Raw genomic sequence first — 24,186 nt, 5'->3', positions numbered from 1 at the left:
AAATTATATTCAAATCTTTAATAAATATCTTTCTTTAATGGTTACTTTAGTTGGGGAAACAATTTAAAAAGTCGAATTTCTTATTTAGGAAATTCGACTTTTTTATGTTGAAACTGGAGTGAAGTTAATCTTTATTGCAATGTAGGGGGAATACAGTGATGGCTATTAAATGTTAAACGTACCATAAAAATTTTGAAAATAAATTGATGGGAAATGATAAAAGACTTGGGCCTGAGGTGGTGGAGCGTAGCTAGGGTGATAAAAGGTAGTGCTACTTGGATGGGCACCATGATGCCAAAATGAAGGGGTAGTTTGACCTGGTGATTGGTATTGTTGCCAAATTGCTGGAAGTTCAATGCCGACATCGGAACTTGCTGTATGAACGGCGGGGGCATGTATTTCGGGTATCGAAGGAACCGCGACAGTTACTCTTGATGATAATACCCACATAAAATAATCACTCCTAAGTTGTGATAATAAATTAGTATATTCTTTTCACACGTATAAAGGTACATATATAGGACTTTCGTTTAAAACATGCGTACAAAGTCTTAAGACTAATGTAAGCTGATGGTGGACTATTTAATAAGAAAAGATACGTCTATTTGCGGAGGGAAAAAAGATCAATAAAATGTACAATGAGGGTGTTAATCGTAATATTTTACGAGTGTATGGAGGGATTTTTATGGAACGATTATGGACGAAATCATTTATTCAAATGACTTTCGCAATGTTATTTTTATTTACAGGATTTTATTTACTTGTCCCAACGCTACCGCTATTTATTAAAGAGATAGGTGGCAATGAATCGCAAGTTGGACTCATGATGGGGATGTTTACAATAGCTGCTGTTGTAATACGACCGATTATTGGAGGAATGTTAGATCAATATGGTAGAAGATCCTTTATTATTTTCGGACTCATCTTTTTTGGATTAACGATGTATTCCTATAATATAGCATCGACTATTGTCCTTTTAGCTGTTTTACGTGTTATTCACGGAGTAACATGGGCTGTTTCTACAACAGCTGTTGGAACAGCAATAACGGATATTATTCCAGATTCACGCCGCGGTGAAGGTATGGGTTGGTACGGGATGGCGATGACAATTGCAATGGCGATCGGACCAATGATTGGACTATGGGTTGTACAAAATTATTCATTTCATGGTCTATTTTTATTAGCGACGTTGTTATCTTTTATGGCAGTCGTATTATCACTAATAACGAAGATGCCATTTACGCCACAAAAAGAAAAAGGAAAAATTCAGCTATTTGAGAAATCCGTATTAACAATCACGATTGTAGTATTCTTTTTATCGTTTGCATATGGAGGAATTACAACCTTTTTACCGTTATTTGCATCATCAATTCATGTGAATCCGGGAACTTTCTTTCTTGTATATGCAATTGCATTAACAATTGTAAGACCAATTTCAGGGAAACTATTAGATAAGTATGGAGAAGTATTCATCATACTCCCCGCATTATGTATTACTATTTTAGCTATAGTTGTTTTAACTATTTCAAATGGTTTGTTAGGTGTAATTATCGCAGCAACATTATACGGTATTGGATTTGGTTCAGCGCAGCCAGCTTTGCAAGCGGCAATGCTTACAATTGTTGATCCGAGTAAAAGAGGAGTTGCGAATGCTTCATTTTTTACAGCATTTGATTTAGGAATCGGATTAGGTGCTATTTTACTTGGAGTGGTTTCACAAATGTTTGGTTATCGTATTTTATTTTCAGGGAGCGCAATTTCAGCATTAATAGCCTTAATTATTTTCGTCTTCTTTGTAAAACAACGATTAGGAAAAAAAGAGTTTGCGTAAACTGGAGGAATAAAGATGAGAATTTCAATTGATCGTAAAGCTCTGCAATGGTTCCAGGAAGAATTACGTATAAAGCACGGTGAATCTGTACGTTTTACTGTAAGGTACGGAGGGGATAGTTCAATTCAGCCCGGATATTCTTGAGGGGTTGTTGCTGAGAAAGCAGATGGGGAAATAGTGTCAGTTGAGAAGGAAGGTATTATATTCTTTGTAGATTGTGATGATCTTTGGTATTTTCAAAACTATGATTTATTTGTAAGTTATTATGAGAAAATGGAAGAAATTCAATTTAATTATGTAAAATAATAACTTTATTAAAAATGAATAAGTTTTATATAAAAATTATATTTAAGAGATAGTGAAATAAATATCATATAGTAACGAGCTGTATTTATGTACAGCTCGTTTTTTCTATTTCTCAAATAAAATTAGAATAATGGTGTATTTGGCGGTGTTATATGAAAAATCTTTATATCTTGTTTTTAAAAATACACAAAGAAGTCTATTCTTTCTTTATAAAACATAATAATTATTTTCAAAAAATTGTATTGTTACAGTAAAAAAAGTGTAGGAAACTTATCATTATAAAATAAATTGAAATCTTCTAAAAACTCTGATACATTGAAATAGAAATGTAGTTTCACAATATTGTAAAGGCTTACAGTTATGTGCACGAAGATCTATTAGGATTGGAGGAAATAATGATGAAAGCTGAAGAAAAATTTTCCCCGGGATTAGATGGTATAGTGGCAGCGGAGACGAAAATCTCGTTTCTTGACACAGTAAAAGGTGAAATTGTAATTCAAGGGTATGACTTAATCGAACTCTCAAAAACAAAAGAGTATTTAGACATTGTGCACCTTTTATTGGAGGAACAACTACCGAATGAAGATGAAAAAGCAGTACTTGAAAAGAAATTAAAAGAAGAATATGCAGTACCAGAAGGTGTATTCAACGTACTAAAGGCATTGCCTAAAGAGACGCATCCTATGGATGGATTACGTACAGGTGTGTCGGCGTTAGCTGGTTACGATAATGATATCGAAAACCGCTCGTTAGAAGTGAATAAAAGCCGAGGGTACAAGCTGTTAAGTAAAGTGCCAAACATTGTAGCGAATAGCTATCATATTTTAAATAATGAGGAGCCAATTGAACCTCTTAAAGAATTATCTTATAGTGCGAATTTCTTCTATATGTTAACTGGTAAAAAACCAACTGAACTTGAGGAGAAGATCTTTGATCGTTCCCTTGTTTTATATAGTGAGCATGAAATGCCAAACTCTACATTTACAGCTCGCGTTATTGCATCAACACAATCAGATTTATACGGTGCTTTAACAGGTGCAGTTGCATCTTTAAAAGGAAGTTTACATGGCGGTGCAAATGAAGCGGTTATGTACATGCTTTTAGAAGCTGGTAATGTTGAGAAATTTGAAGAGTTATTACAGAAGAAACTATATAACAAAGAAAAAATTATGGGCTTTGGACACCGTGTTTATATGAAGAAGATGGATCCAAGAGCACTTATGATGAAGGAAGCTTTAAAACAGTTATGTGATGTAAAAGGTGATTATACACTATATGAAATGTGTGAAGCTGGAGAAAAGATTATGGAAAAGGAGAAGGGAATTTATCCAAATCTTGATTATTATGCAGCTCCAGTATATTGGATGCTAGGTATTCCAATTCAACTTTACACACCAATCTTCTTTAGCTCTAGAACAGTGGGATTATGTGCACACGTTATTGAGCAACATGCAAATAATCGTTTGTTCCGTCCACGTGTAAATTATATTGGCGAGCGACATGTACTTAGTAAATAAGAACAACTGGGGAGTTGTTAGCGCCGCCCGCCAGATGGGTGTTTGACCGACACCCATCATTAATAATAACGAATTTTCGACAGAAAGGGAAGGATAGCATGATTAAAACAAATGAAATTAAGCAAAAAGATGCATTATTAGAAGAGATTACGGATTATGTATTAAATAAAGAGGTTACTAGTGCAGAAGCATTCAGTACAGCTCGTTACGTATTACTTGATACACTTGGATGTGGAATTTTAGCACTACAATATCCAGAATGTACGAAATTACTAGGACCAGTTGTGCCAGGAACAGTCGTGCCAAATGGTACACGTGTACCAGGTACGTCTTATGTACTAGATCCAGTAAAAGGTGCATTTAATATCGGATGTATGATCCGTTGGTTAGACTATAACGATACTTGGCTTGCAGCAGAGTGGGGACATCCATCTGATAACTTAGGCGGAATTTTAGCGGTTGCAGATTATATTAGCCGTGTTCGTATTTCAGAAGGAAAAGAAGCTTTAAAAGTACGTGAAGTATTAGAAATGATGATTAAAGCACATGAAATTCAAGGCGTCCTTGCTTTAGAAAACAGCTTAAACAGAGTTGGTCTTGACCATGTATTATATGTAAAAGTAGCAACAACTGCAGTAGTTGCGAAAATGCTTGGCGGAACACGTGAAGAAATCTTTAATGCATTATCACATGCGTGGATTGATAATTCTAGTCTTCGTACATATCGTCATGCTCCAAATACGGGCTCACGTAAATCATGGGCTGCAGGTGACGCAACGAGCCGCGGTGTTCATCTTGCAATGACTGCTCTAAAAGGTGAAATGGGTTATCCAACAGCATTATCTGCACCAGGTTGGGGATTCCAAGATGTATTATTTAACAAACAAGAATTAAAATTAGCTAGACCACTAGAGTCTTATGTAATGGAAAATGTATTATTTAAAGTATCATATCCAGCAGAATTCCATGCACAAACAGCTGCAGAGTGTGCTGTGAAATTACATCCAGAAATTAAAGAAAGATTAGATGAGATTGACCGTATTACAATTACAACTCATGAATCAGCAATTCGTATTATCGATAAAGAAGGTCCATTAAATAACCCGGCTGATCGTGATCATTGTTTACAATACATTACGGCAATTGGTTTATTAAAAGGAGATATCGTTGCGGATGACTATGAGGATGCAGTAGCAAATGATCCACGTGTAGATGAATTACGTAATAAGATGGTTGTTGTTGAAAACAAACAGTACAGTTTAGATTACCTTGACCCGAACAAGCGCTCAATCGCCAACGCTGTTCAAGTTCATTTCAAGGATGGCACTGTAACAGAAAATGTGGAATGTGAATATCCACTTGGTCATCGTTTCCGTAGAGACGAAGCAATTCCAAAAGTTGTTCGAAAATTCACTGCAAATATGGCAGGTCATTATTCTAGTAAGCAACAAGAACAAATTCATGAAGTTTGTTTAAATGAAGAAAAGCTAGAAAATATGAATGTAAATGAATTTGTAGATCTATTCTTAATTTAATAATAGGGGGAATTTAGAATGGCTTGGGTTGTGAAAAAGCAGTCAACACAAGAGGAGCTTGCGAATCGATTCCGAGCTTTAGTAGAAGCAAATGAAATTTTGCAAATTCCAGGTGCTCATGATGCAATGGCGGCTTTAGTTGCAAAAAATACAGGTTTTTCAGCTCTTTATTTATCAGGAGCTGCTTATACTGCAAGTAAAGGCTTACCAGATTTAGGTATCGTGACGTCTACTGAAGTGGCTGAGAGAGCAAGAGATCTAGTTAGAGCTACAGATTTACCAGTTCTTGTTGATATTGATACAGGATTTGGCGGTGTATTAAACGTAGCGAGAACAGCAGTAGAAATGGTGGAAGCAAAAGTTGCGGCTGTTCAAATTGAAGATCAACAATTACCGAAGAAATGTGGACATTTAAATGGTAAGAAACTTGTTACTACAGAAGAATTAGTTCAAAAAATTAAAGCGATTAAAGAAGTTGCGCCAAGCTTATATATTGTGGCACGTACAGATGCTCGCGGTGTAGAAGGCTTAGATGAAGCGATCGAAAGAGCGAACGCCTATGTAAAAGCAGGTGCAGATGCGATATTCCCTGAAGCGCTTCAATCAGAAGAAGAGTTCCGTCTATTTAATAGTAAAGTAAATGCGCCTTTACTTGCGAATATGACTGAGTTCGGGAAAACACCGTATTATAGTGCAGAGGAATTTGCAAATATGGGCTTCCAAATGGTTATTTATCCTGTAACTTCACTTCGTGTTGCAGCGAAAGCATATGAGAATGTGTTTACTTTAATTAAGGAAACAGGTTCTCAAAAAGATGCACTTTCAAGTATGCAAACGAGAAGTGAGTTATATGAAACAATTTCATATCATGACTTTGAAGAATTAGATACTGGAATTGCAAAAACAGTATTATCAGAGGATCAATAGATAAAACAACTAAGGCGATGAGAATACATCTTTGGCAAAACGAACTGCTTGATGTGAAAATTCATCGCCTTCTGTTTTCAAAAATAAGAAATTCCACTCATCGTAGACGAGCATACATAGTAGCAAGTAAGGCCGAAATGATAGGGGGATTCAGATGGAGAAAACGAAGTTACCGTGGGATGAATTTTTTTCACTTAATAAAGATGTGAATCATGCTTTCTTTACGCCAGAAGATTTTTCAGGTGATGAAGATTTAATCGCAAAAACGACAGAACAATTCGTTAAACAAGAAATTGTTCCACAAATGGACAATATAGAAAAACATAACTATAAAGTTTCTCGTCAATTATTTGAGAAAGCTGGGGAACTTGGATTATTAGGTATTGAGGTACCAGAAGATTATGGCGGATTCGAGTTAGGAAAGGCTGTCTCAGGTCTTGTAGCAGAGAAAATGGGTTACGCTGGGGCATTTAGCGTTTCCTTTAATATACACGCTGGTGTTGGTACATTGCCTTACATATATTACGGAACGAAAGAACAGAAAGAAAAATATTTGCCGAAAATTGCGTCTGGAGAATGGATTGGGGCTTATGCTTTAACTGAGCCAAATGCTGGCTCGGATGCATTAAGTGCAAAAACGAGCGCAGTATTGAATGAAGATGGTACAGCTTGGAAGTTAAATGGTGAGAAGCAATGGATTACAAATGCTCATATGGCAGATGTATACGTTGTTTTTGCGAAGACAAATAAAGGAATGACAGCGTTTATTGTCGAAAGAACATGTGAAGGTGTATCTATTGGATTAGAAGAAAAGAAAATGGGGATTAAAGGTTCTTCAACGGCTACCCTAATTTTAGAAGATGTTGTCATCCCTGCTGAAAATGTTTTAGGGGAAGTTGGGAAAGGGCATCACGTAGCTCTTAATATTCTTAACTTTGCTAGACTTAAACTTGCTTTTGGAAATATTGGAACGGCAAAACAAGCAATTGGTTTGTCGGTACAATATGGAAAAGAGCGAAAACAGTTCCAAACGGAATTAGTAGATTTTACGATGATTCAAGAGAAAATTGCAAATATGATCATTGCTACATATGGAGCAGAAAGTGCAGCTTATCGTACAGCAGGTGTAATCGATGAAGCAATTCATGAGAGCGATGAAGATCTTATGAAGAAAATGTCCCAATTTGCAATTGAATGTGCACTGAATAAAGTGAACGCTTCTGAAACACTTGCTTATATCGTAGATGAAGCTGTACAAATTCATGGTGGTTACGGTTATATGCAAGAGTATGAGGTAGAACGATTATATCGTGATGCTAGAATTAGTCGTATTTTTGAAGGAACGAATGAAATTAATAGATTAACAGTTGCCAAAATGTTAATGAAGCAAATCGAACAATTAGAAGATACTGAAGTAGAAAGTGATGTAGCAAATGTCGAAAGAAACCATCGTTACATTTTATTAGCGAAAAAATTGTTGAAACAATCTTTGAAAACGCTCTCTAAAACTCCAGGTCTAAAAATCGACCAAGAACAAGAATATTCACGTGTAATTTCAAATATGTTGACGGACGTGTACGTCATGGAATCAGCGTTTTTACGTACGAGAAAAGCGGTAAGTAAAAATGGTGAGGAAAAAGAACGTACGAAGCAACTCATAACGGATGTTATTTGTGAAGAAGGATACCGTAAAGTAGAAGAAGCAGCGATTTCTGTACTTTCGGCGGCTGTCACAGAAGAACAAGATAGACATGTGATTTTAGCTGAAATCCGTCAATTATTAGTACCTTTATACACGAACGTATTTACGAAGAAGAGAGAAATTGCGAAAGCTATTATAAATCGCGGGAAATATATTGTGTAAATAGGAGGAAAGCGATATGAAAAAGATTGGTTTTATCGGTTTAGGTAACATGGGTCTTCCGATGTCAAAAAATCTAGTTAAATCAGGTTACACAGTATATGGCGTGGACTTAAATAAAGAGGCAGAAGCGTCCTTTGAAAAAGAAGGCGGAATTATCGGTCTATCAATCTCAAAACTAGCAGAAACATGTGATGTAGTTTTTACAAGTTTACCTTCACCTCGCGCTGTTGAAGCGGTATATTTTGGAGCAGAAGGATTATTTGAAAATGGTCACTCGAATGTAGTTTTCATTGATACAAGTACGGTATCGCCGCAGTTAAACAAACAATTAGAGGAAGCTGCAAAGGAAAAGAAAGTAAACTTTTTAGCAGCACCTGTGAGCGGCGGTGTAATTGGAGCCGAAAATCGTACATTAACGTTTATGGTTGGTGGATCAAAAGAGGTATATGAGAAAACGGAATCTATCATGGGCGTACTAGGCGCGAATATTTTCCACGTTAGTGAGCAGATTGATAGTGGTACAACTGTTAAGTTAATTAATAACTTATTAATTGGTTTTTATACAGCTGGTGTGAGTGAAGCTTTAACATTAGCGAAAAAGAACAATATGGATTTAGATAAAATGTTTGATATTTTAAATGTAAGTTATGGTCAAAGCAGAATCTATGAACGTAATTTTAAAAGTTTTATAGCACCTGAAAACTACGAGCCAGGATTTACTGTGAACTTATTGAAGAAAGATTTAGGGTTTGCAGTTGACTTAGCTAAGGAAAGCGAACTCCATTTACCGGTAAGCGAAATGTTATTAAACGTATATGACGAAGCGAGTCAAGCTGGATATGGTGAAAACGATATGGCAGCTTTATATAAGAAAGTTAGCGAGCAATTAATTTCTAATCAAAAATAAATTATACAAAGGAGAGAATATAATGATTACAACTGAAATTAAACGAGTAAAAAATCACATTAACGGTGAGTGGGTTGAATCGACAGGTACGGAAGTAGAAGCAGTTCCAAATCCAGCGACTGGAAAAATTATCGCTTACGTTCCACTATCTCCAAAAGAAGATGTTGAAAAAGCTGTTGAAGCGGCAAAAGCAGCATTCGAAACATGGTCTAAAGTACCAGTTCCGAATCGTTCAAGAAATTTATATAAATATTTGCAGCTATTACAAGAAAATAAAGATGAGCTTGCAAAAATCATTACGCTAGAAAATGGTAAGACGCTAACGGATGCAACAGGTGAAGTACAGCGTGGTATTGAAGCGGTAGAACTTGCAACATCTACGCCAAATTTAATGATGGGTCAAGCGCTGCCGAATATTGCTAGCGGAATTGATGGATCGATTTGGCGCTACCCAATCGGAGTTGTTGCTGGTATTACGCCGTTTAACTTCCCGATGATGATTCCGTTATGGATGTTCCCACTTGCAATTGCTTGCGGTAATACATTCGTATTAAAAACATCGGAAAGAACGCCACTTTTAGCGGAGCGACTTGTAGAATTATTCTATGAAGCAGGTTTCCCAAAAGGCGTATTAAATTTAGTACAAGGCGGAAAAGATGTTGTAAATAGCATTTTAGAAAATAAAGATATTCAAGCTGTTTCGTTCGTTGGCTCTGAGCCGGTAGCTCGTTACGTATATGAAACAGGTACGAAGCACGGAAAACGTGTACAAGCGTTAGCAGGTGCGAAAAACCATGCGATTGTAATGCCAGATTGCAATCTTGAGAAAACAGTACAAGGTGTAATTGGATCTGCATTTGCAAGTAGTGGAGAGCGCTGCATGGCATGCTCAGTAGTAGCAGTAGTGGATGAGATTGCTGATGAATTCATTGATGTATTAGTAGCAGAAACGAAAAAATTAAAAGTAGGCGATGGCTTTAACGAAGATAACTATGTTGGACCATTAATCCGTGAATCTCATAAAGAGCGCGTTTTAGGCTATATTAATAGCGGTGTAGCAGATGGGGCAACTTTATTAGTAGATGGCCGTAAAATTAATGAAGAAGTTGGAGAAGGTTACTTTGTAGGTGCGACAATCTTTGATGGCGTGAATCAAGAAATGAAAATTTGGCAAGATGAAATTTTTGCTCCAGTATTAAGCATTGTACGTGTTAAAGATTTAGAAGAAGGTATTAAACTAACAAATCAATCTAAATTTGCAAATGGTGCGGTTATTTATACGTCAAATGGTAAACATGCACAAACATTCCGTGATAACATCGATGCTGGTATGATTGGTGTAAACGTAAACGTTCCAGCACCAATGGCATTCTTCGCATTTGCAGGAAATAAAGCTTCATTCTTTGGTGATTTAGGTACAAATGGTACAGATGGCGTTCAATTCTATACACGTAAAAAAGTTGTAACTGAGCGCTGGTTTTAATATAGAGTAAACAGCCAAATCAGCTATTAAATGAAAACCACCACTATTAATAGTGGTGGTTTTCATCTTGTTAATTATTTTTTTCAAAAGCTAGTTTAATACCAAATCCAATTAGGACGACTCCTGTTAGCCCTTGAATATAACGTTGCGTCTTTGGTTTTTTCATAAAAGCACTAATTTTATCAATTAAAAATATATAAAATGCAAACCAAATGACTGTTAAAACGAGGTAAGTAAGGCCCATTACAAGAAGTTGAATAAATGTATTATGATTTGGATTTAAAAATTGCGGTAAAAAAGTTAAAAAGAAGACTGCAACTTTAGGATTTAATAAATTTGTAAGAAATCCTTGGCGAAAGCAAGAAGTATGTTCGTTTTCATTATTCAAAGATAGATCATTTGTATCTAAGTTTTCTTTGTTTCTTACTGCTAAAAGGGCTTTAATACCGATATATATTAAATAGAGAGCCCCAACGTACTTGAAAATAGAAAATAAAAGAGCTGACTTTACAATAAGTGCAGAAAGACCAATTACAGCAGCTAAAGTATGAATTAATAGTGCAATACATGTACCAAACACTGTTTTCACTCCACCGATTTTACCAGCAACCAATGTGTTTTTCGTAGCCATTGCTGTATCTGGACCAGGTAAAATGATAAGGCAAATAGACATAATGATGAAAAGAAGATAATTTTCTATCATAGCCGCCCCTCCTTTTTATTTTTAGAATATTTGATTAAAATCAGTGTAGCACAAAAATGGATTTAATAAAATTAAATTTTATTAAAAATTATTAAATAAAAAAGGCTATATAGTAGCTGTAATTTCACTACTATATAGCCTCGATTTTATCCCGCTATTTGCGAGTAGTAAGATTTCCACCGCACAAGATTTAGCTGGAGCAAAGAAATTAGGTGGGGGATGAACAAACCACCCACTCGTTACAGTTTCATTTTATGCATTAAGTAAATTAAAGAAACGATTCACATCTTCTTCTGAAACGTCACTTAACTGTTTATATTTATAATTCGGATTTTGATCTTTATCAACGACAACGGAGCGTACTCCTTCGAAGAAATCTTCATGTCTCATGAAGTTTTTAGCAAGTATAAGGTCCGTAGCGAAACATTCTTCAACGGATTTATCTTGTCCATCAATAAACTGTTTTAATGTTACTTTTAGTGAAATAGGGGATTTTGATAACAGTGTTTCTTTCGTTTTTAGAGCAAAGGAGCTTTCATCTTTCTCCAATGAATGGATGATTTCTTCAATTGTATCGAAAGCAAAATGTGAATTGATTACTTCTAATGAAGGAGTCAGCTCGCTTTCTAAGTTTGGAGCAGTTGCGAATGTACGAATAACTTCTTTTAAATTAGTATGTACATCATCTTCTTTATGCCAATTTACACTTTCAAGTTCAGTAAGAAACTCTTGTAATGAATCAGATGTCATAAAGTAATCAGCAGCATTAATAAATAATACGTCAGAAGCTTTTAAAATAGATGCTGTTAAAGCAACGAAGCGTCCTGTATATCCAGGTGCTTTATTTAAGAAATATGCAGCTCCGACATCTGGGAAGAAGCCGATATTCATCTCTGGCATTGCCCATTTCGTACGTTCAGTTACAATGCGATACTTCGCACCATTTGTAAGACCGACACCACCGCCCATTACAATTCCATCTAAACAAGCAATAATCGGTTTTGTATATTGATAAATATATGTATCAATTTCATACTCTTCTTCAAAAAAACTTTCTGCATGTTGCAATGCCACTTCATTGGAACGCGCTTCATAAAGAGTTTTAATGTCGCCACCTGCACAAAAACCTTTTGTGCCAGCTCCTTTTAACACGATAAGTGCAATACGCTCATCGCGTTCCCACTCTTTAAGTTTTTGTCCGATAGGTTGTAACATGTCATAAGATAAAGAATTAAGTGCTTTTGGACGGTTTAAAGTAATTGTTGCAACGCCGTTTTCACTAACAGAAAATAAAACGTGTTCAGTCATAATGCATCCTCCCTTACATATCTTCTTATTCTTAATTCTTGATATGTACTGAAATGTCCTTTATAAATTTCGTCAAAAGTTGACGGTAAATATTAATTTGGTCACCGCGTATTTTGACGAGTTATCTTTGCAGGATTTCAGAGACTGAGGGGGAATATTACAACATTACTGTAAGTGTAATTATTTGAAGTTATAATGATAAAAGCGCTATTATATAGGTGTGAATTGTTCATTATCAATTCTAAAAAGAGTGTTTGAAGAAAAAATGAATCGTACAATTGTAATAAAAAATTTTACACTGAATTAGAAATAGAGAAAGGAGAAATCGGAATGCCAGGACCTTTACTATTGTCGGTTATTATTTTGTCTTCTTTAATGATAGGGATAACGCAGTATTTTCATCATACAGATACGACAGAAGAAGTGAAGGATAAAGTACGTCTCGTATTTCCGATTTTTATAATATCTATTTCATTCTGTATTTTATTAAATAAAGATGGGTACATTGTCGCAGTGTTCTCATTTTTCGTCGCAATCGTTTTAATTACCGTTTTATATTATGTAATGAAAGACTTTATACAAAAATAAAGATGTCATAATAGGCATTTTTATTTTGGGAAAAATATAAAATTTCACATACCGTATTTTATATAAAATACATAAAACATATAACAATAGAAAAGTATGTACTTTGCTGTGTATGTACTTGTCAATCTTGCATAGCCACTATACTATTAAAATGTAGAGATTATAAAAAGGGGTTGTATCTATCATGAAATTTGAGATGCACACAAAAATTATTTCAAATGAAAAAGAAGTAAGATTACATATTGAAGAAAATATATTTCAATTAATATTGGATGGTTATCACTTATTTACAATTCAAGAAATATTGCCTTTATATAAATCAAATGAAGAAAGAATTGGAAGTGCAACGATATTGAAGCTAGAGTGGGAGAACGGAAAAACTACAATAAACTATCAACTCGTTTCACTAAAATCAGTAAATTAAAAGGAGTAGAAAAATATGAAGTTATTTCATACAGCGGATTGGCATTTAGGTAAGCTTGTTCATGGCGTGTATATGACTGAAGACCAAAAGATTGTATTAGATCAGTTTGTACAGGCTGTTGAAGAAGAAAAACCAGATGCTGTAATTATTGCAGGGGATTTATATGACCGAGCAATTCCACCTACAGAAGCAGTAGACTTATTAAATGATGTGCTGCAAAAAATAGTTATTGATTTACAAACACCAGTTATTGCAGTAGCTGGTAATCATGATAGTCCGGATCGTATCCATTTTGGAAGTAGTTTAATGAAAAAACAGGGATTACATATTGCAGGCCAATTTCAATTCCCGTATGAACCTGTTGTACTAAATGATGAATATGGAGAGGTTCACTTCCATCTAATACCGTATGCAGACCCAAGCATAGTTAGACACGTGTTGAAAAATGAAGACGTACGTTCTCATGATGATGCGATGCGCATTTTTATGAATGAGCTCTCTGAAACAATGGATAAAGAAGCTAGACATGTATTTGTTGGACATGCATTTGTAACTTCTTCAGGAGAAGCGGAGGAGAATACAAGTGATGCAGAACGACCACTTTCAATTGGTGGTGCTGAATATGTAAATAGTCATTATTTTGATAAGTTTCATTACACAGCGCTTGGACATTTACATCAAGCGCATTTCGTACGTAATGAGACCATTAGATATTCAGGTTCACCACTTGCCTATTCAATTTCTGAAGAGAAACATAAAAAAGGTTATTACATTGTAGAACTGAATGAAACTGGTGAAGTAGCAATTGAAAAAAGGTTACTTTCACCACGTCGTAAAATGCGAACAGTAGAAGCGAAAATAGATGAATTATTACAGCACCCAGTAAGTGAAGATTACGTATTTGTAAAATTATTAGACGAAAACCCTGTCTTACAGCCAATGGAGAAAATACGATCTGTATATCCAAATGCAATGCACGTTGAAAGAGCGATGCAAAGGCGAGAACTCACAGATACAAATGAAGTAACTGTTTCAAGACATAAAACGGATGATTTATCTCTTTTAAAGGCTTTCTATAAAGAAATGAAAGGGTTAGATTTATCAGAAGAGAAAGAACGCCTATTTATAGATGTATTACAAACAGTGCAAGAACGGGAAGGTGAACGAGGATGAGACCGATTCAGCTTATTATGACAGCATTCGGGCCATATAAACAGAAAGAAGTAATCGATTTTGAAGATCTTGGAGAACATCGTATTTTCGCTATTTCTGGGAATACGGGAGCTGGAAAAACAACGATTTTTGATGCGATTTGTTATGTGTTATATGGTGAGGCTAGTGGAGAAGAACGTAGTGATACGAGCATGCTTCGAAGTCAATTTGCTGATGATGATGATGTTTATACAAGTGTAGAACTAACCTTTCAGTTAAAAGGGAAGCGCTATGAAATAAAAAGACAACTTGGACATAAAAAACAAGGGAATAAGACCATTACAGGACATGCAGTAGAATTATATGAAGTGATTGATGGAGAAAACGTTCCAGCCGTCGATCGTTTTCATGTAACAGACGTAAACAAAAAAGTGGAGGATTTAATTGGGTTAAGTAAACATCAATTTAGCCAAATTGTTATGTTACCACAAGGGGAATTCCGAAAACTATTAACATCTGAGACAGAAAACAAAGAAGAGATTTTACGTCGCATTTTTAAAACGGATCGTTATAAATTAATGCGTGAGTTACTTGATCAAAAGAGAAAACAATGGAAAGACGTCTTGCAAGAAAAACAAAAAGAGAGAGAGCTCTATTTCCGTAATGTTTTTAAATTACCAATCCGTGATGGAGCATTATTAGAGACATTAGCGGCACAAGAACATGTAAATACGCATCAAGTAGTAGAAGCGTTAGAACAAGAAACAACAGTGTATAAGGCAGAGGTTGAGCAATTACAAGTAGAACAAGATGTTCAAACGAAGCAATTAAAGGATGCAGAAACACGTTTTCATGCAGCAAAATCTGTAAATGAGAAATTTATAGATTTACAACAAAAGAATGAGAAATATAACACTTTACAAGAGAACCGTGCAGCAATTGAAAGAAAAGAAAAATCCTTTAAACGTGCGGAACAAGCAAAGCGCTTATTACCATTTGAACAATGGTATGAAGAAGCGATGCAAAATGAGCAGAAAGCTGAAAGTTTGTTAAAACAGATAATCGTCAAACAAGAACAGATAATGAACAGCTTTGAACTTGCTGAGGAGAAGTATGAAGTAGTAAAGAATAAAGAAGCTGAACGAGAAGAGGCTAAAAAACTTGTTCAAAGATTAGAAGAGTTACAAGCAATCATTGAATCATTAGCTGAGAGAAAGCTGAATTTACAAAATGCCGAGATTCAAATAGGGAAATTAAAAGAAAGTATGCAAAAGTTGGATCAACAACTAGAAGAGCATACAAGCCAAAAACAGAGAATGTCTGATGAATTGCAACAATTAGAACAAGCACTTGAGCAATATGTAGCTAAAGTAGAAGAACTAACGAATATGCGAGAAGATGCAAAAGTTTTAAAGCAAGCATATGATGTTTGGCAAGAAAAACAAAAATTCGAGCAAGAAAAAGAATCGGCAAATAATAAAATGCAAGTGGCAGTTCGCGCATACGAAAACATGGAGCGCCGCTGGTTAAGTGAACAAGCTGGTATATTAGCTCTTCATTTACATGACGGTGAATCTTGTCCAGTATGTGGTAGTACGAATCATCCGCAAAAAGCTACAGAGCAAAGTAATGCGATCGATGAAAAAGAGTTAAACGATTTAAGAGATAAGAAGAACATTGCTGAAAAATTACATGTGCAAGTAGAGGAGAAATGGAATTTTTATCGACTACAATATGAACAAGTGATAGAAGAAGTTGTGAAGCGTGGCTATAACTCCGAAAAATTAGTTGAAACATATAGTGCACTTGTTCAAAAAGGAAAACAATTAGCAGCAGACGTTAATACGTTAAAAGCAAGTGAAGAAACACGTAAGCAGATTGCTGCGAACATGAAAAGCGTAGAAGAAAAAATAGAAGAACTTCAGAAACAAAAACGGGAAGTAGAAACAATGCAGCACCGTACAGAAATGGAGTGCATGCAACTTCGTACGTCATATGAACATGATAAACGAAATATTCCAGAAAACATACAAACAGTACAAGCTTGGAAAGCACAGTTTGACCAAGCTATGCACGAACTCAAGTTTATGGAGGATGAATGGAAGAAAGTGCAGGAAGCGTATCAGCATTGGCAAAATGAAAATATACGTATTCAAGCAGAACAGAAAGGTGCTTCTAATCAATTTGAAAGTGCAAAATTGAAGAAAGAAGAGACTTTCGCACGCTTTATGAAAGAACTAGAACAAAGCGGATTTACAGATCAATTCACGTATAAAGCAGCCAAATTAAGCGATGCCGAGATGGAGATGTTACAGAAAGAAATTCAAGGTTATTATTCATCTCTTGAAGTGCTTGCAAAACAAATTGAAGAGCTAAACTCAGAATTAAAAGATAAAGAGTATATGGATATTACATCTTTAGGTGAACACATAAAAGAACTAGAAATTAATCTCGATATAATTAAAGAAAAACGTCAACGTGCGCAAAATGCGGTAACATATATTTCTGATTTACATGAAAACATTAGACGTATTGACGAACAAATTCACGAGGAAGAAAAAGCCTTCCAAGAACTTGTTGATTTATATGAAGTAATGAAAGGTGATAACGAAAGTCGTATATCATTTGAACGTTACATTTTAATTGAGTATTTAGAACAAATCGTTCAAATCGCAAATGAACGACTACGTAAATTATCAAATGGACAATTTTATTTAAAACGAAGTGAACGAGTTGAAAAAAGAAACCGTCAAAGTGGATTAGGCTTAGATGTGTACGATGCATACACTGGCCAAACGCGCGATGTAAAAACATTATCCGGCGGAGAGAAATTTAACGCATCACTTTGCTTAGCGCTAGGAATGGCAGATGTCATTCAAGCATATGAAGGTGGTATTTCTATCGAAACGATGTTCATCGATGAAGGGTTCGGTTCATTAGATGAAGAATCATTAACGAAAGCAGTAGATGCCTTAATTGACTTACAAAAATCAGGTCGATTTATCGGTGTCATTTCACACGTCCAAGAGCTGAAAAACGCAATGCCAGCTGTATTAGAAGTAACGAAGCAGAAGGATGGTTGTAGTCAGACTAGGTTTGTGGTGAAGTAAGCTTAGAAAATGTAGTAGGGAATCTACTGATACTTTTAGTGTCATATGTATGAATCATAAAACGTCGTCTCTTCATATTGGAGGCGACGTTTTATTTTATAAAATATCTATGAATTATCTGTAGAAGGCGGCGTATTCTCCAAACGATTATAAGCTTTAAAGGCTGAAATTGCTGAGATAACCCCGCCTACTAAAAATAAAGCGGATCCTCCAACTAAGATGATACGACTGACATATGTTTCCCGTGCTTCTTCGACTTCTTCTTGTAACGCTGTAGGCATATGAATTCCCCTTTATAAAAGTTGTTTTATAAATAGTATATACAAACGCCTAAAATGTGTTAAAATAACTGATGATTTTATGCAGTGGGTAATTAGATGAGTAGGATGCGAGTGGCTAAATAAATCTTCATCACAAATTTATGCGAACTTCACATAGAGCACATATTAACATTGTATTATGTATATGTACCAAATAAATAAAGTGAATGTAAGTTCTGTTTTCAAAAATTTAAAATCCTTTTATTTCTATATAAAAGTTTTAATCGAGGGTTTTAAAAATTTTGGAAATAGATCTTATAAAAATGGAATTCATATAAAAGGGGAATGTCTTATGACAACATATACAAGTGAAATGAAAAAAACTTTAGTTTCAGAAGAAGATGTAGATATTTTAAAAATTATGGCGCATCCAATCCGACTGCAAATTGTAAATGAATTAAGTACAAGAAAAACTTGTAATGTAACACAATTAACAGAGTTACTGAACATCCCGCAATCTACTGTTTCACAACATTTATCAAAAATGAAGGGTAAAGTGTTACGAGCAGAGAGAAGAGGTTTAGAAATTTATTATCATATTAACAATTTAAAAGCGAGTAAGATTGTTAATGTTTTAGGGTATATAAACTAGTGAAATATTTTTATATAAAATAGCCCCTGCTGTTGAGCAGGGGCTATTTTGTGTTGTTTTATGTATTTGTATTTAAAACTTTATAGTTTTTATGATTTACAATTGTTCGATCAAATTCAAAAGTACCACCGCTTACATTTGTAATTTCAACTAAGACCGATTCAGTATAAAGTTTTAATACAGATCCTGTAATCTTTAAATTGTTTCGTTGAAAAAGTATAGTATCCCCTACGTTTGCTTTCATAGTACCTCCTCATTAAAGACAGAAATATTTTTTATTATATATATTAAACCACGGATAGATATATTAGTGAATATTTAGTTTTATTTATTGGGAAAAAAATTGTGATTTTATGAAAAATAAGGTGAATCGAAGTATAAAAAAATTTTCTATTGTATTTAATCAGTAGTTTTTTGTATTTCATCCTTCGTTTCTTGTAACTGATTCCATGTTTTTGACGCTCTATCTTGTAAGTGCTTACATAAGCGGAAACATCTTATACAATGAAGGTGTTAAATCAAAAGAGGTGACCAAAATGAACATAAAAAAAGTAATTTTAGCGAATAGCATTGAAATAGAAAGAGGAGGCGGAAAGATATGAAAAAATCAACTGTTAATCCATGGTTTGTTGTCCTTGGCACAGTTATAGTACAAATGGGGCTTGGAACGATATATACATGGAGTTTATTCAATCAGCCTTTAGTTAGTAAATACGGTTGGAGTCTTAACGCTGTTGCGATAACTTTCTCAATTACTAGTCTTTCTTTAGCATTTTCAACTTTATTTGCGAGTAAATTGCAAGAAAAATGGGGACTTCGTAAACTTATTATGATAGCTGGATTAGCATTAGGACTAGGGTTAATACTTAGTTCACAAGCGTCTTCATTAATATTGCTTTATGCACTAGCAGGAGTTGTTGTAGGTTATGCAGATGGTACAGCATATATCACTTCACTATCAAATTTAATAAAGTGGTTTCCAGAGCGTAAAGGTCTAATTGCTGGTATTTCTGTCTCTGCATATGGTTCAGGTAGCTTAATCTTTAAATACGTTAACGCACAGTTGATTGAATCAGTTGGTGTATCGCAAGCATTTATATACTGGGGTTTAATTGTTACAGCTATGATTGTAATTGGTGCTTGTTTAATTCATCAAGCTGCAGATCAAAGAGCAGTTCATGAAACAAAAACTAAGGAATACACAACGAAAGAAATGTTAGGCACAAAACAAGTATACTTATTATTTATCATGTTATTTACATCATGTATGAGTGGCTTATACTTAATTGGTATGGTAAAAGACATTGGTGTTCAACTTGTAGGACTTAGCGCAGCAACAGCAGCTAATGCGGTGGCTATGGTTGCAATCTTTAATACATTAGGTCGTATCATTTTAGGACCGTTATCGGATAAAATCGGGCGTTTAAAAATCGTTACTGGTACTTTTGTTGTTATGGCGAGTTCAGTCTTAGTTCTAAGTTTTGTAGATTTAAATTACGGTATATACTTCGTATGTGTAGCAAGTGTAGCGTTTTGCTTTGGTGGAAATATCACTATTTTCCCAGCTATTGTTGGTGATTTCTTCGGTATGAAAAACCATAGTAAGAACTACGGAATTGTGTATCAAGGATTTGGATTTGGGGCGCTTGCAGGTTCCTTTATCGGTGCACTTCTAGGTGGATTCAAACCAACGTTCATGGTGATCGGTGTATTATGTGTCGTGTCATTCATTATCGCAATTTTAATTCAAGCACCTAAACAGAAAAAAGAACACGAAGAAGAGTATCGCAGCGTAGCGTAAGTATACAAATCTTCTATAACACTATGATTACGAAAAAGCATCCTATTCTATTAATTAGGATGCTTTTTTTTATGAGTTATTTTAACAAGGTTAAATTACTTTTGGGATTTTTATAGATGTAAAAGTGAGTGGAACACCCATTTGGATTATATTGGAATATAATAAATTGATACATCGCATTCGAAATATATATTAAATCTTAAATGATAAAGAAGACATTCGTTAGTATTTGTAAGATATATTTTCAGAAAAATATTGAGAAAATATATACTTGAGTTTTTCATAAAGCATTGTAAATGAACGTATCTCTAGTTTGTCTTCTTCAATTTTAAAAAGAGGATTTGGAATTTTATTTATAATATAAGTACATTTAATACGTTTACATATGATTTTATTAAGAAGCATTAAAATACTTTGTCTGAAAAATAAAAAAAGATTGACAAGTTTATTGAGAAACATTATCATTTCGGTGTAAGATAGTAAATGAAAAACATTATCAATAAAATGGATTTTAAAGTAATGCGCACTTGACCAATTAGTTTAGTAAGTGTATTATTTTTTACAACACAACTGATAATGAAAATCAATATCGTTGGTGTTACTTAATGAAATTAATGTTTATGTGAAAGGATAGAGAAAATGAACTTAGGGGAATTTGATGGGAAAACAGTTTTAGTAACAGGTGCAGCACAAGGCATAGGCAGTGTTGTTGCCAAAATGTTTTTAGAAAGAGGAGCCACAGTTATTGCGGTTGATCAAAATGAAGAGGGGTTAAATGTACTCTTAAATCAAAATGAATTAAATAATACACGTATGAAAACGTTTCGTTTAGATGTGAGTGATAGCGCTGCTGTTGAAGACATGGTAAATCATATTGCAAATGAAATAGCGCCAATAGATATTTTAGTAAACGTTGCAGGGATTTTGCGTATGGGACCAATTCATTCGTTAAGTGATGAAGATTGGAATAAAACATTCTCTGTAAATACTACAGGGGTTTTCAATATGTCCCGAACGGTAAGTAAAAATATGATGTTAAGAAAATCAGGGGCAATTGTTACAGTCGGTTCAAATGCGGCAAATACGCCGAGAATGGAGATGGCTGCGTATGCTGCGTCAAAGGCTGCAACGACGATGTTTATGAAATGTTTAGGACTAGAGCTTGCGGCATACAATATACGCTGCAACTTAGTTTCTCCAGGTTCTACTGAAACTGAGATGCAAAGATTACTATGGGCTGATGAGAATGGAGCTAAAAATATAATTGCTGGTTCTCAAAATACATATAGACTCGGAATTCCATTACAAAAAATTGCACAACCTTCAGAAGTTGCTGAAGCAGTGTTATTTTTAGCCTCAGATAGAGCAAGTCATATTACAATGCACAATTTATGTGTCGATGGCGGTGCTACGTTAGGAGTTTAATAAAAATTCAGGAGGTTATTATATTATGAATGAACATATAGCTGTAAAGGAATTGTCAGAAAAACTTTTAGAAGATTATAAGACTGAATCTTCATTCTTTTTCGCTTCACCAACTCGAACTATATTAGCAGAAGGAGAGTTTACTACAGTAAAGCATCGTGAAATTGAAAATTTCCCAGAGCTTGTGCAAGCGACATTAAGTAATGCGAAACAAGCTGGAAATCCAAATCCTATCGTTGTGGGTGCTTTGCCATTTGATCGTAGAAAAGAAGTTCAACTTATGGTACCAGAATATAGTAGAATTTCTGAGCGTTTACAATTGGATACAACAAATCAGCTTGAAACAAATGAGAACGTAACATTTGAAATGACGCCAGTACCAGACCCTGAAGTTTATATGAATGGTGTGAAGCAAGGAATTAAAAAAATACAGGACGGTGATTTAAAGAAAATCGTTCTATCTAGATCGTTAGATGTTAAATCTTCCGAAAAGATTGATAAGCAAAAACTTCTGCGAGAATTAGCAGAACATAATAAGCATGGATATACATTTGCTGTGAATTTACCGAAAGATGAAAAAGAGAACAGTAAGACGCTAATTGGAGCAAGTCCTGAATTGCTTGTTTCACGTAATGGTATGCAAGTTATTACTAATCCGTTAGCTGGTTCAAGGCCACGTAGTGAGGACCCAGTAGAAGATAAAAGAAGAGCAGAGGAATTACTTTCTTCTCCAAAAGATTTACATGAACATGCGGTAGTAGTTGAAGCGGTTGCCGCTGCACTTCGTCCGTATTGTCATACATTACATGTTCCAGAAAAGCCATCAGTTATTCATAGTGAAGCGATGTGGCATTTGTCTACAGAAGTGAAAGGTGAACTTAAGGATCCAAATACTTCTTCTTTACAATTAGCAATTGCCCTTCATCCTACGCCAGCAGTTTGCGGAACTCCGATGGAAAAAGCAAGAGAGGCTATACAGCATATTGAGCCATTTGACCGCGAGTTCTTTACAGGAATGCTAGGATGGAGCGATTTAAATGGAGATGGAGAATGGATTGTTACAATTCGTTGTGCTGAAGTACAAGAAAATACACTTCGTTTATATGCAGGAGCTGGAGTTGTTGCTGAGTCAAAACCAGAAGATGAGTTAGCAGAAACATCGGCTAAGTTCCAAACAATGTTAAAAGCTTTAGGGTTAAGAGATAGTTCACTTAATGAAAAATAGGGGGAAGAAAGAATGCTAGTAGGTTATACGGAATGGCCAAAAGAATTTGCAGATCGTTATCGAGAAGAAGGGTGTTGGCTTGGTGAAACATTTGGAGGAGTGTTAAGAGAGCGGGCTGAGAAATACGGAGATCAAATCGCGGTTGTAAGCGGTAAGACGCATATAACGTATAGTGAACTTGATAAAAAGGTAGATTGTTTAGCAGCAGGTTTACTGAGTTTAGGAATAAAGAAAGAGGACAGAGTTGTAATCCAGTTACCTAACATTATCGAGTTTTTCGAAATATGTTTTGCACTATTTCGAATTGGAGCGCTTCCTGTCTTTGCACTACCTTCACATCGAAGTAGTGAAATTAGTTATTTTTGTGAGTTTGGCGAGGCGAACGCTTACGTTATTTCAGATAAGGCTCTCGGTTTTGATTATCGAAAACTAGCAAGAGAAGTGAAAGAGAAAGTGCCAACTTTACAACGTGTAATTGTAGTGGGGGAAGAAGAAGAGTTTGTGAACATAAATGATCTGTATATGGATCCCGTCTCATTACCAGAAGTTCAGCCAAGTGATGTTGCATTTCTCCAATTATCAGGAGGGACAACAGGTCTTTCTAAATTAATTCCTAGAACACATGATGACTATATTTATAGTTTACGTGTAAGCGCTGAAATTTGTAATTTGAATGCAGAAAGCGTCTATATGGCAGTTCTTCCAGTAGCACACAATTACCCAATGAGTTCTCCAGGGACATTTGGAACTTTCTATGCGGGTGGAAAAGTGGTATTGGCAACTGGTGGTAGTCCAGATGAGGCATTTGCTCTCATCGAAAAAGAAAAGGTTACAATTACAGCGCTCGTTCCGCCATTAGCAATGATTTGGCTTGATGCTGCATCTTCTCGTAATGCCGATTTATCAAGCCTAGAGGTTATTCAAGTAGGTGGTGCTAAGTTTAGCGCTGAGGTTGCAAAACGTATACGTCCTACATTTGGATGTACGTTACAGCAAGTATTCGGTATGGCGGAAGGATTAGTGAACTATACAAGATTAGACGATCCGGAAGAAATTATTATTTATACACAAGGTAGACCAATGTCTGCACTCGATGAAGTACGAGTTGTTGATGAAAATGACAACGATGTAAAACTTGGCGAAGTAGGTAGTTTATTAACACGAGGTC

At 35.1% G+C, this 24,186-nt stretch carries 21 protein-coding genes and 1 pseudogene; 17 read left to right on the top strand and 5 right to left on the bottom strand.

What is annotated here, in order from left to right; genetic code table 11:
* Nucleotides 1-165: 165 nt before the first annotated feature.
* Nucleotides 166-450, bottom strand: a complete 285-nt coding sequence (locus tag RT27_RS14640) for a hypothetical protein (protein WP_016081731.1) — start codon at nt 448-450, stop codon at nt 166-168.
* A 235-nt stretch (nt 451-685) separates the two neighbouring features.
* On the opposite strand from RT27_RS14640, the gene RT27_RS14635 reads away from it, so the two are divergent.
* The 8 genes and pseudogenes from RT27_RS14635 (at nt 686) to RT27_RS14600 (ending at nt 10,370) form a co-directional block, all read left to right on the top strand.
* The gene (locus tag RT27_RS14635) at nt 686-1,831 is read left to right on the top strand and encodes an MFS transporter (protein ID WP_014482022.1); all 1,146 of its coding nucleotides are present in this window, start codon (nt 686-688) and stop codon (nt 1,829-1,831) included.
* 15 nt (nt 1,832-1,846) lie between these two features.
* Nucleotides 1,847-2,137: pseudogene (locus tag RT27_RS14630) on the top strand (cytoplasmic protein).
* A gap of 395 nt (nt 2,138-2,532) precedes the next feature.
* Nucleotides 2,533-3,654: a citrate synthase gene (mmgD, locus tag RT27_RS14625; protein WP_016081729.1), complete on the top strand. Its 1,122-nt coding sequence runs from the start codon at nt 2,533-2,535 to the stop codon at nt 3,652-3,654.
* A gap of 98 nt (nt 3,655-3,752) precedes the next feature.
* The gene (gene prpD / locus RT27_RS14620; protein ID WP_029442243.1) at nt 3,753-5,189 is read left to right on the top strand and encodes a 2-methylcitrate dehydratase; all 1,437 of its coding nucleotides are present in this window, start codon (nt 3,753-3,755) and stop codon (nt 5,187-5,189) included.
* Between the two features lie 18 nt (nt 5,190-5,207).
* Nucleotides 5,208-6,116, top strand: a complete 909-nt coding sequence (gene prpB, locus RT27_RS14615; RefSeq protein WP_029442244.1) for a methylisocitrate lyase — start codon at nt 5,208-5,210, stop codon at nt 6,114-6,116.
* A 154-nt stretch (nt 6,117-6,270) separates the two neighbouring features.
* On the top strand, nt 6,271-7,980 hold the full coding sequence (locus RT27_RS14610; RefSeq protein WP_029442245.1) for an acyl-CoA dehydrogenase family protein: 1,710 nt from the start codon (nt 6,271-6,273) through the stop codon (nt 7,978-7,980).
* Nucleotides 7,981-7,996: 16 nt separating this feature from the next.
* Nucleotides 7,997-8,887, top strand: a complete 891-nt coding sequence (locus RT27_RS14605; protein WP_016081726.1) for an NAD(P)-dependent oxidoreductase — start codon at nt 7,997-7,999, stop codon at nt 8,885-8,887.
* Nucleotides 8,888-8,909: 22 nt separating this feature from the next.
* Nucleotides 8,910-10,370 (top strand): CoA-acylating methylmalonate-semialdehyde dehydrogenase, encoded by a 1,461-nt coding sequence (locus tag RT27_RS14600; protein WP_000633344.1) that lies wholly within the window; start codon nt 8,910-8,912, stop codon nt 10,368-10,370.
* Between the two features lie 70 nt (nt 10,371-10,440).
* Here RT27_RS14600 and RT27_RS14595 read toward each other — a convergent pair whose 3' ends face one another.
* Together RT27_RS14595 and RT27_RS14590 are read right to left on the bottom strand one after the other, a co-directional pair.
* Complete coding sequence (locus RT27_RS14595; protein ID WP_000572348.1) at nt 10,441-11,073, bottom strand: LysE family translocator; 633 nt, start codon at nt 11,071-11,073, stop codon at nt 10,441-10,443.
* A gap of 252 nt (nt 11,074-11,325) precedes the next feature.
* Nucleotides 11,326-12,381 (bottom strand): enoyl-CoA hydratase/isomerase family protein, encoded by a 1,056-nt coding sequence (locus RT27_RS14590; RefSeq protein ID WP_029442246.1) that lies wholly within the window; start codon nt 12,379-12,381, stop codon nt 11,326-11,328.
* A gap of 330 nt (nt 12,382-12,711) precedes the next feature.
* Between RT27_RS14590 and RT27_RS14585 the strand changes: the two genes are divergently transcribed.
* The 4 genes from RT27_RS14585 to RT27_RS14570 all read left to right on the top strand — a co-directional run bounded on the left by RT27_RS14585 (nt 12,712) and on the right by RT27_RS14570 (nt 17,655).
* The gene (locus tag RT27_RS14585; RefSeq protein ID WP_001119409.1) at nt 12,712-12,969 is read left to right on the top strand and encodes a hypothetical protein; all 258 of its coding nucleotides are present in this window, start codon (nt 12,712-12,714) and stop codon (nt 12,967-12,969) included.
* A 184-nt stretch (nt 12,970-13,153) separates the two neighbouring features.
* On the top strand, nt 13,154-13,393 hold the full coding sequence (locus RT27_RS14580) for a DUF2584 family protein (RefSeq protein ID WP_000667344.1): 240 nt from the start codon (nt 13,154-13,156) through the stop codon (nt 13,391-13,393).
* A gap of 15 nt (nt 13,394-13,408) precedes the next feature.
* Nucleotides 13,409-14,566, top strand: coding sequence for an exonuclease SbcCD subunit D (locus tag RT27_RS14575; RefSeq protein ID WP_000765150.1), 1,158 nt, complete (start codon nt 13,409-13,411; stop codon nt 14,564-14,566).
* A complete protein-coding gene (locus tag RT27_RS14570) occupies nt 14,563-17,655 on the top strand; it encodes an SMC family ATPase (RefSeq protein WP_043936524.1) in 3,093 nt (1,030 codons plus the stop codon). Before RT27_RS14575 ends, RT27_RS14570 begins: the two co-directional genes overlap by 4 nt.
* Nucleotides 17,656-17,762: 107 nt before the next feature.
* Here RT27_RS14570 and RT27_RS35245 read toward each other — a convergent pair whose 3' ends face one another.
* On the bottom strand, nt 17,763-17,936 hold the full coding sequence (locus RT27_RS35245) for a hypothetical protein (RefSeq protein ID WP_016081721.1): 174 nt from the start codon (nt 17,934-17,936) through the stop codon (nt 17,763-17,765).
* A 331-nt stretch (nt 17,937-18,267) separates the two neighbouring features.
* Between RT27_RS35245 and RT27_RS14560 the strand changes: the two genes are divergently transcribed.
* Nucleotides 18,268-18,567: a metalloregulator ArsR/SmtB family transcription factor gene (locus tag RT27_RS14560; protein WP_000214794.1), complete on the top strand. Its 300-nt coding sequence runs from the start codon at nt 18,268-18,270 to the stop codon at nt 18,565-18,567.
* A gap of 58 nt (nt 18,568-18,625) precedes the next feature.
* On the opposite strand, the gene RT27_RS14555 is transcribed toward RT27_RS14560, so the two are convergent.
* Nucleotides 18,626-18,811: a YkvS family protein gene (locus RT27_RS14555; RefSeq protein ID WP_000646793.1), complete on the bottom strand. Its 186-nt coding sequence runs from the start codon at nt 18,809-18,811 to the stop codon at nt 18,626-18,628.
* A gap of 354 nt (nt 18,812-19,165) precedes the next feature.
* Between RT27_RS14555 and RT27_RS14550 the strand changes: the two genes are divergently transcribed.
* From RT27_RS14550 to RT27_RS14535, 4 genes are all read left to right on the top strand, one after another.
* Nucleotides 19,166-20,368, top strand: coding sequence for an OFA family MFS transporter (locus tag RT27_RS14550; protein ID WP_043936523.1), 1,203 nt, complete (start codon nt 19,166-19,168; stop codon nt 20,366-20,368).
* Between the two features lie 639 nt (nt 20,369-21,007).
* Nucleotides 21,008-21,793: a 2,3-dihydro-2,3-dihydroxybenzoate dehydrogenase gene (dhbA, locus tag RT27_RS14545; RefSeq protein ID WP_016081719.1), complete on the top strand. Its 786-nt coding sequence runs from the start codon at nt 21,008-21,010 to the stop codon at nt 21,791-21,793.
* Between the two features lie 25 nt (nt 21,794-21,818).
* Nucleotides 21,819-23,018 (top strand): isochorismate synthase DhbC, encoded by a 1,200-nt coding sequence (gene dhbC / locus RT27_RS14540; protein ID WP_043936522.1) that lies wholly within the window; start codon nt 21,819-21,821, stop codon nt 23,016-23,018.
* Between the two features lie 12 nt (nt 23,019-23,030).
* Nucleotides 23,031-24,186 (top strand): AMP-binding protein (locus RT27_RS14535; protein WP_043936521.1); only part of this gene is annotated, 1,156 nt, incomplete at its 3' end.

Source organism: Bacillus sp. L_1B0_5, assembly GCF_000836715.1.
Classification (GTDB): domain Bacteria; phylum Bacillota; class Bacilli; order Bacillales; family Bacillaceae_G; genus Bacillus_A; species Bacillus_A thuringiensis_S.
Note: the sequence above shows the minus strand (reverse complement) of the source record. Positions and strands in the feature narration are given on the sequence as shown.

Bases quoted from the DNA above. Each gene is read 5' to 3' on its own strand.
- RT27_RS14570 (WP_043936524.1), top strand. From the start codon at position 14,563: ATGAGACCGATTCAGCTTATTATGACAGCATTCGGGCCATATAAACAG.
- RT27_RS35245 (WP_016081721.1), bottom strand. From the start codon at position 17,936: ATGCCTACAGCGTTACAAGAAGAAGTCGAAGAAGCACGGGAAACATAT.
- dhbA (WP_016081719.1), top strand. From the start codon at position 21,008: ATGAACTTAGGGGAATTTGATGGGAAAACAGTTTTAGTAACAGGTGCA.
- dhbC (WP_043936522.1), top strand. From the start codon at position 21,819: ATGAATGAACATATAGCTGTAAAGGAATTGTCAGAAAAACTTTTAGAA.
- RT27_RS14575 (WP_000765150.1), top strand. From the start codon at position 13,409: ATGAAGTTATTTCATACAGCGGATTGGCATTTAGGTAAGCTTGTTCAT.
- mmgD (WP_016081729.1), top strand. From the start codon at position 2,533: ATGATGAAAGCTGAAGAAAAATTTTCCCCGGGATTAGATGGTATAGTG.
- RT27_RS14595 (WP_000572348.1), bottom strand. From the start codon at position 11,073: ATGATAGAAAATTATCTTCTTTTCATCATTATGTCTATTTGCCTTATC.
- prpD (WP_029442243.1), top strand. From the start codon at position 3,753: ATGATTAAAACAAATGAAATTAAGCAAAAAGATGCATTATTAGAAGAG.
- RT27_RS14600 (WP_000633344.1), top strand. From the start codon at position 8,910: ATGATTACAACTGAAATTAAACGAGTAAAAAATCACATTAACGGTGAG.
- RT27_RS14605 (WP_016081726.1), top strand. From the start codon at position 7,997: ATGAAAAAGATTGGTTTTATCGGTTTAGGTAACATGGGTCTTCCGATG.
- RT27_RS14640 (WP_016081731.1), bottom strand. From the start codon at position 450: ATGTGGGTATTATCATCAAGAGTAACTGTCGCGGTTCCTTCGATACCC.
- RT27_RS14560 (WP_000214794.1), top strand. From the start codon at position 18,268: ATGACAACATATACAAGTGAAATGAAAAAAACTTTAGTTTCAGAAGAA.
- RT27_RS14550 (WP_043936523.1), top strand. From the start codon at position 19,166: ATGAAAAAATCAACTGTTAATCCATGGTTTGTTGTCCTTGGCACAGTT.
- RT27_RS14590 (WP_029442246.1), bottom strand. From the start codon at position 12,381: ATGACTGAACACGTTTTATTTTCTGTTAGTGAAAACGGCGTTGCAACA.
- RT27_RS14610 (WP_029442245.1), top strand. From the start codon at position 6,271: ATGGAGAAAACGAAGTTACCGTGGGATGAATTTTTTTCACTTAATAAA.
- RT27_RS14580 (WP_000667344.1), top strand. From the start codon at position 13,154: ATGAAATTTGAGATGCACACAAAAATTATTTCAAATGAAAAAGAAGTA.
- RT27_RS14585 (WP_001119409.1), top strand. From the start codon at position 12,712: ATGCCAGGACCTTTACTATTGTCGGTTATTATTTTGTCTTCTTTAATG.
- RT27_RS14555 (WP_000646793.1), bottom strand. From the start codon at position 18,811: ATGAAAGCAAACGTAGGGGATACTATACTTTTTCAACGAAACAATTTA.
- prpB (WP_029442244.1), top strand. From the start codon at position 5,208: ATGGCTTGGGTTGTGAAAAAGCAGTCAACACAAGAGGAGCTTGCGAAT.
- RT27_RS14635 (WP_014482022.1), top strand. From the start codon at position 686: ATGGAACGATTATGGACGAAATCATTTATTCAAATGACTTTCGCAATG.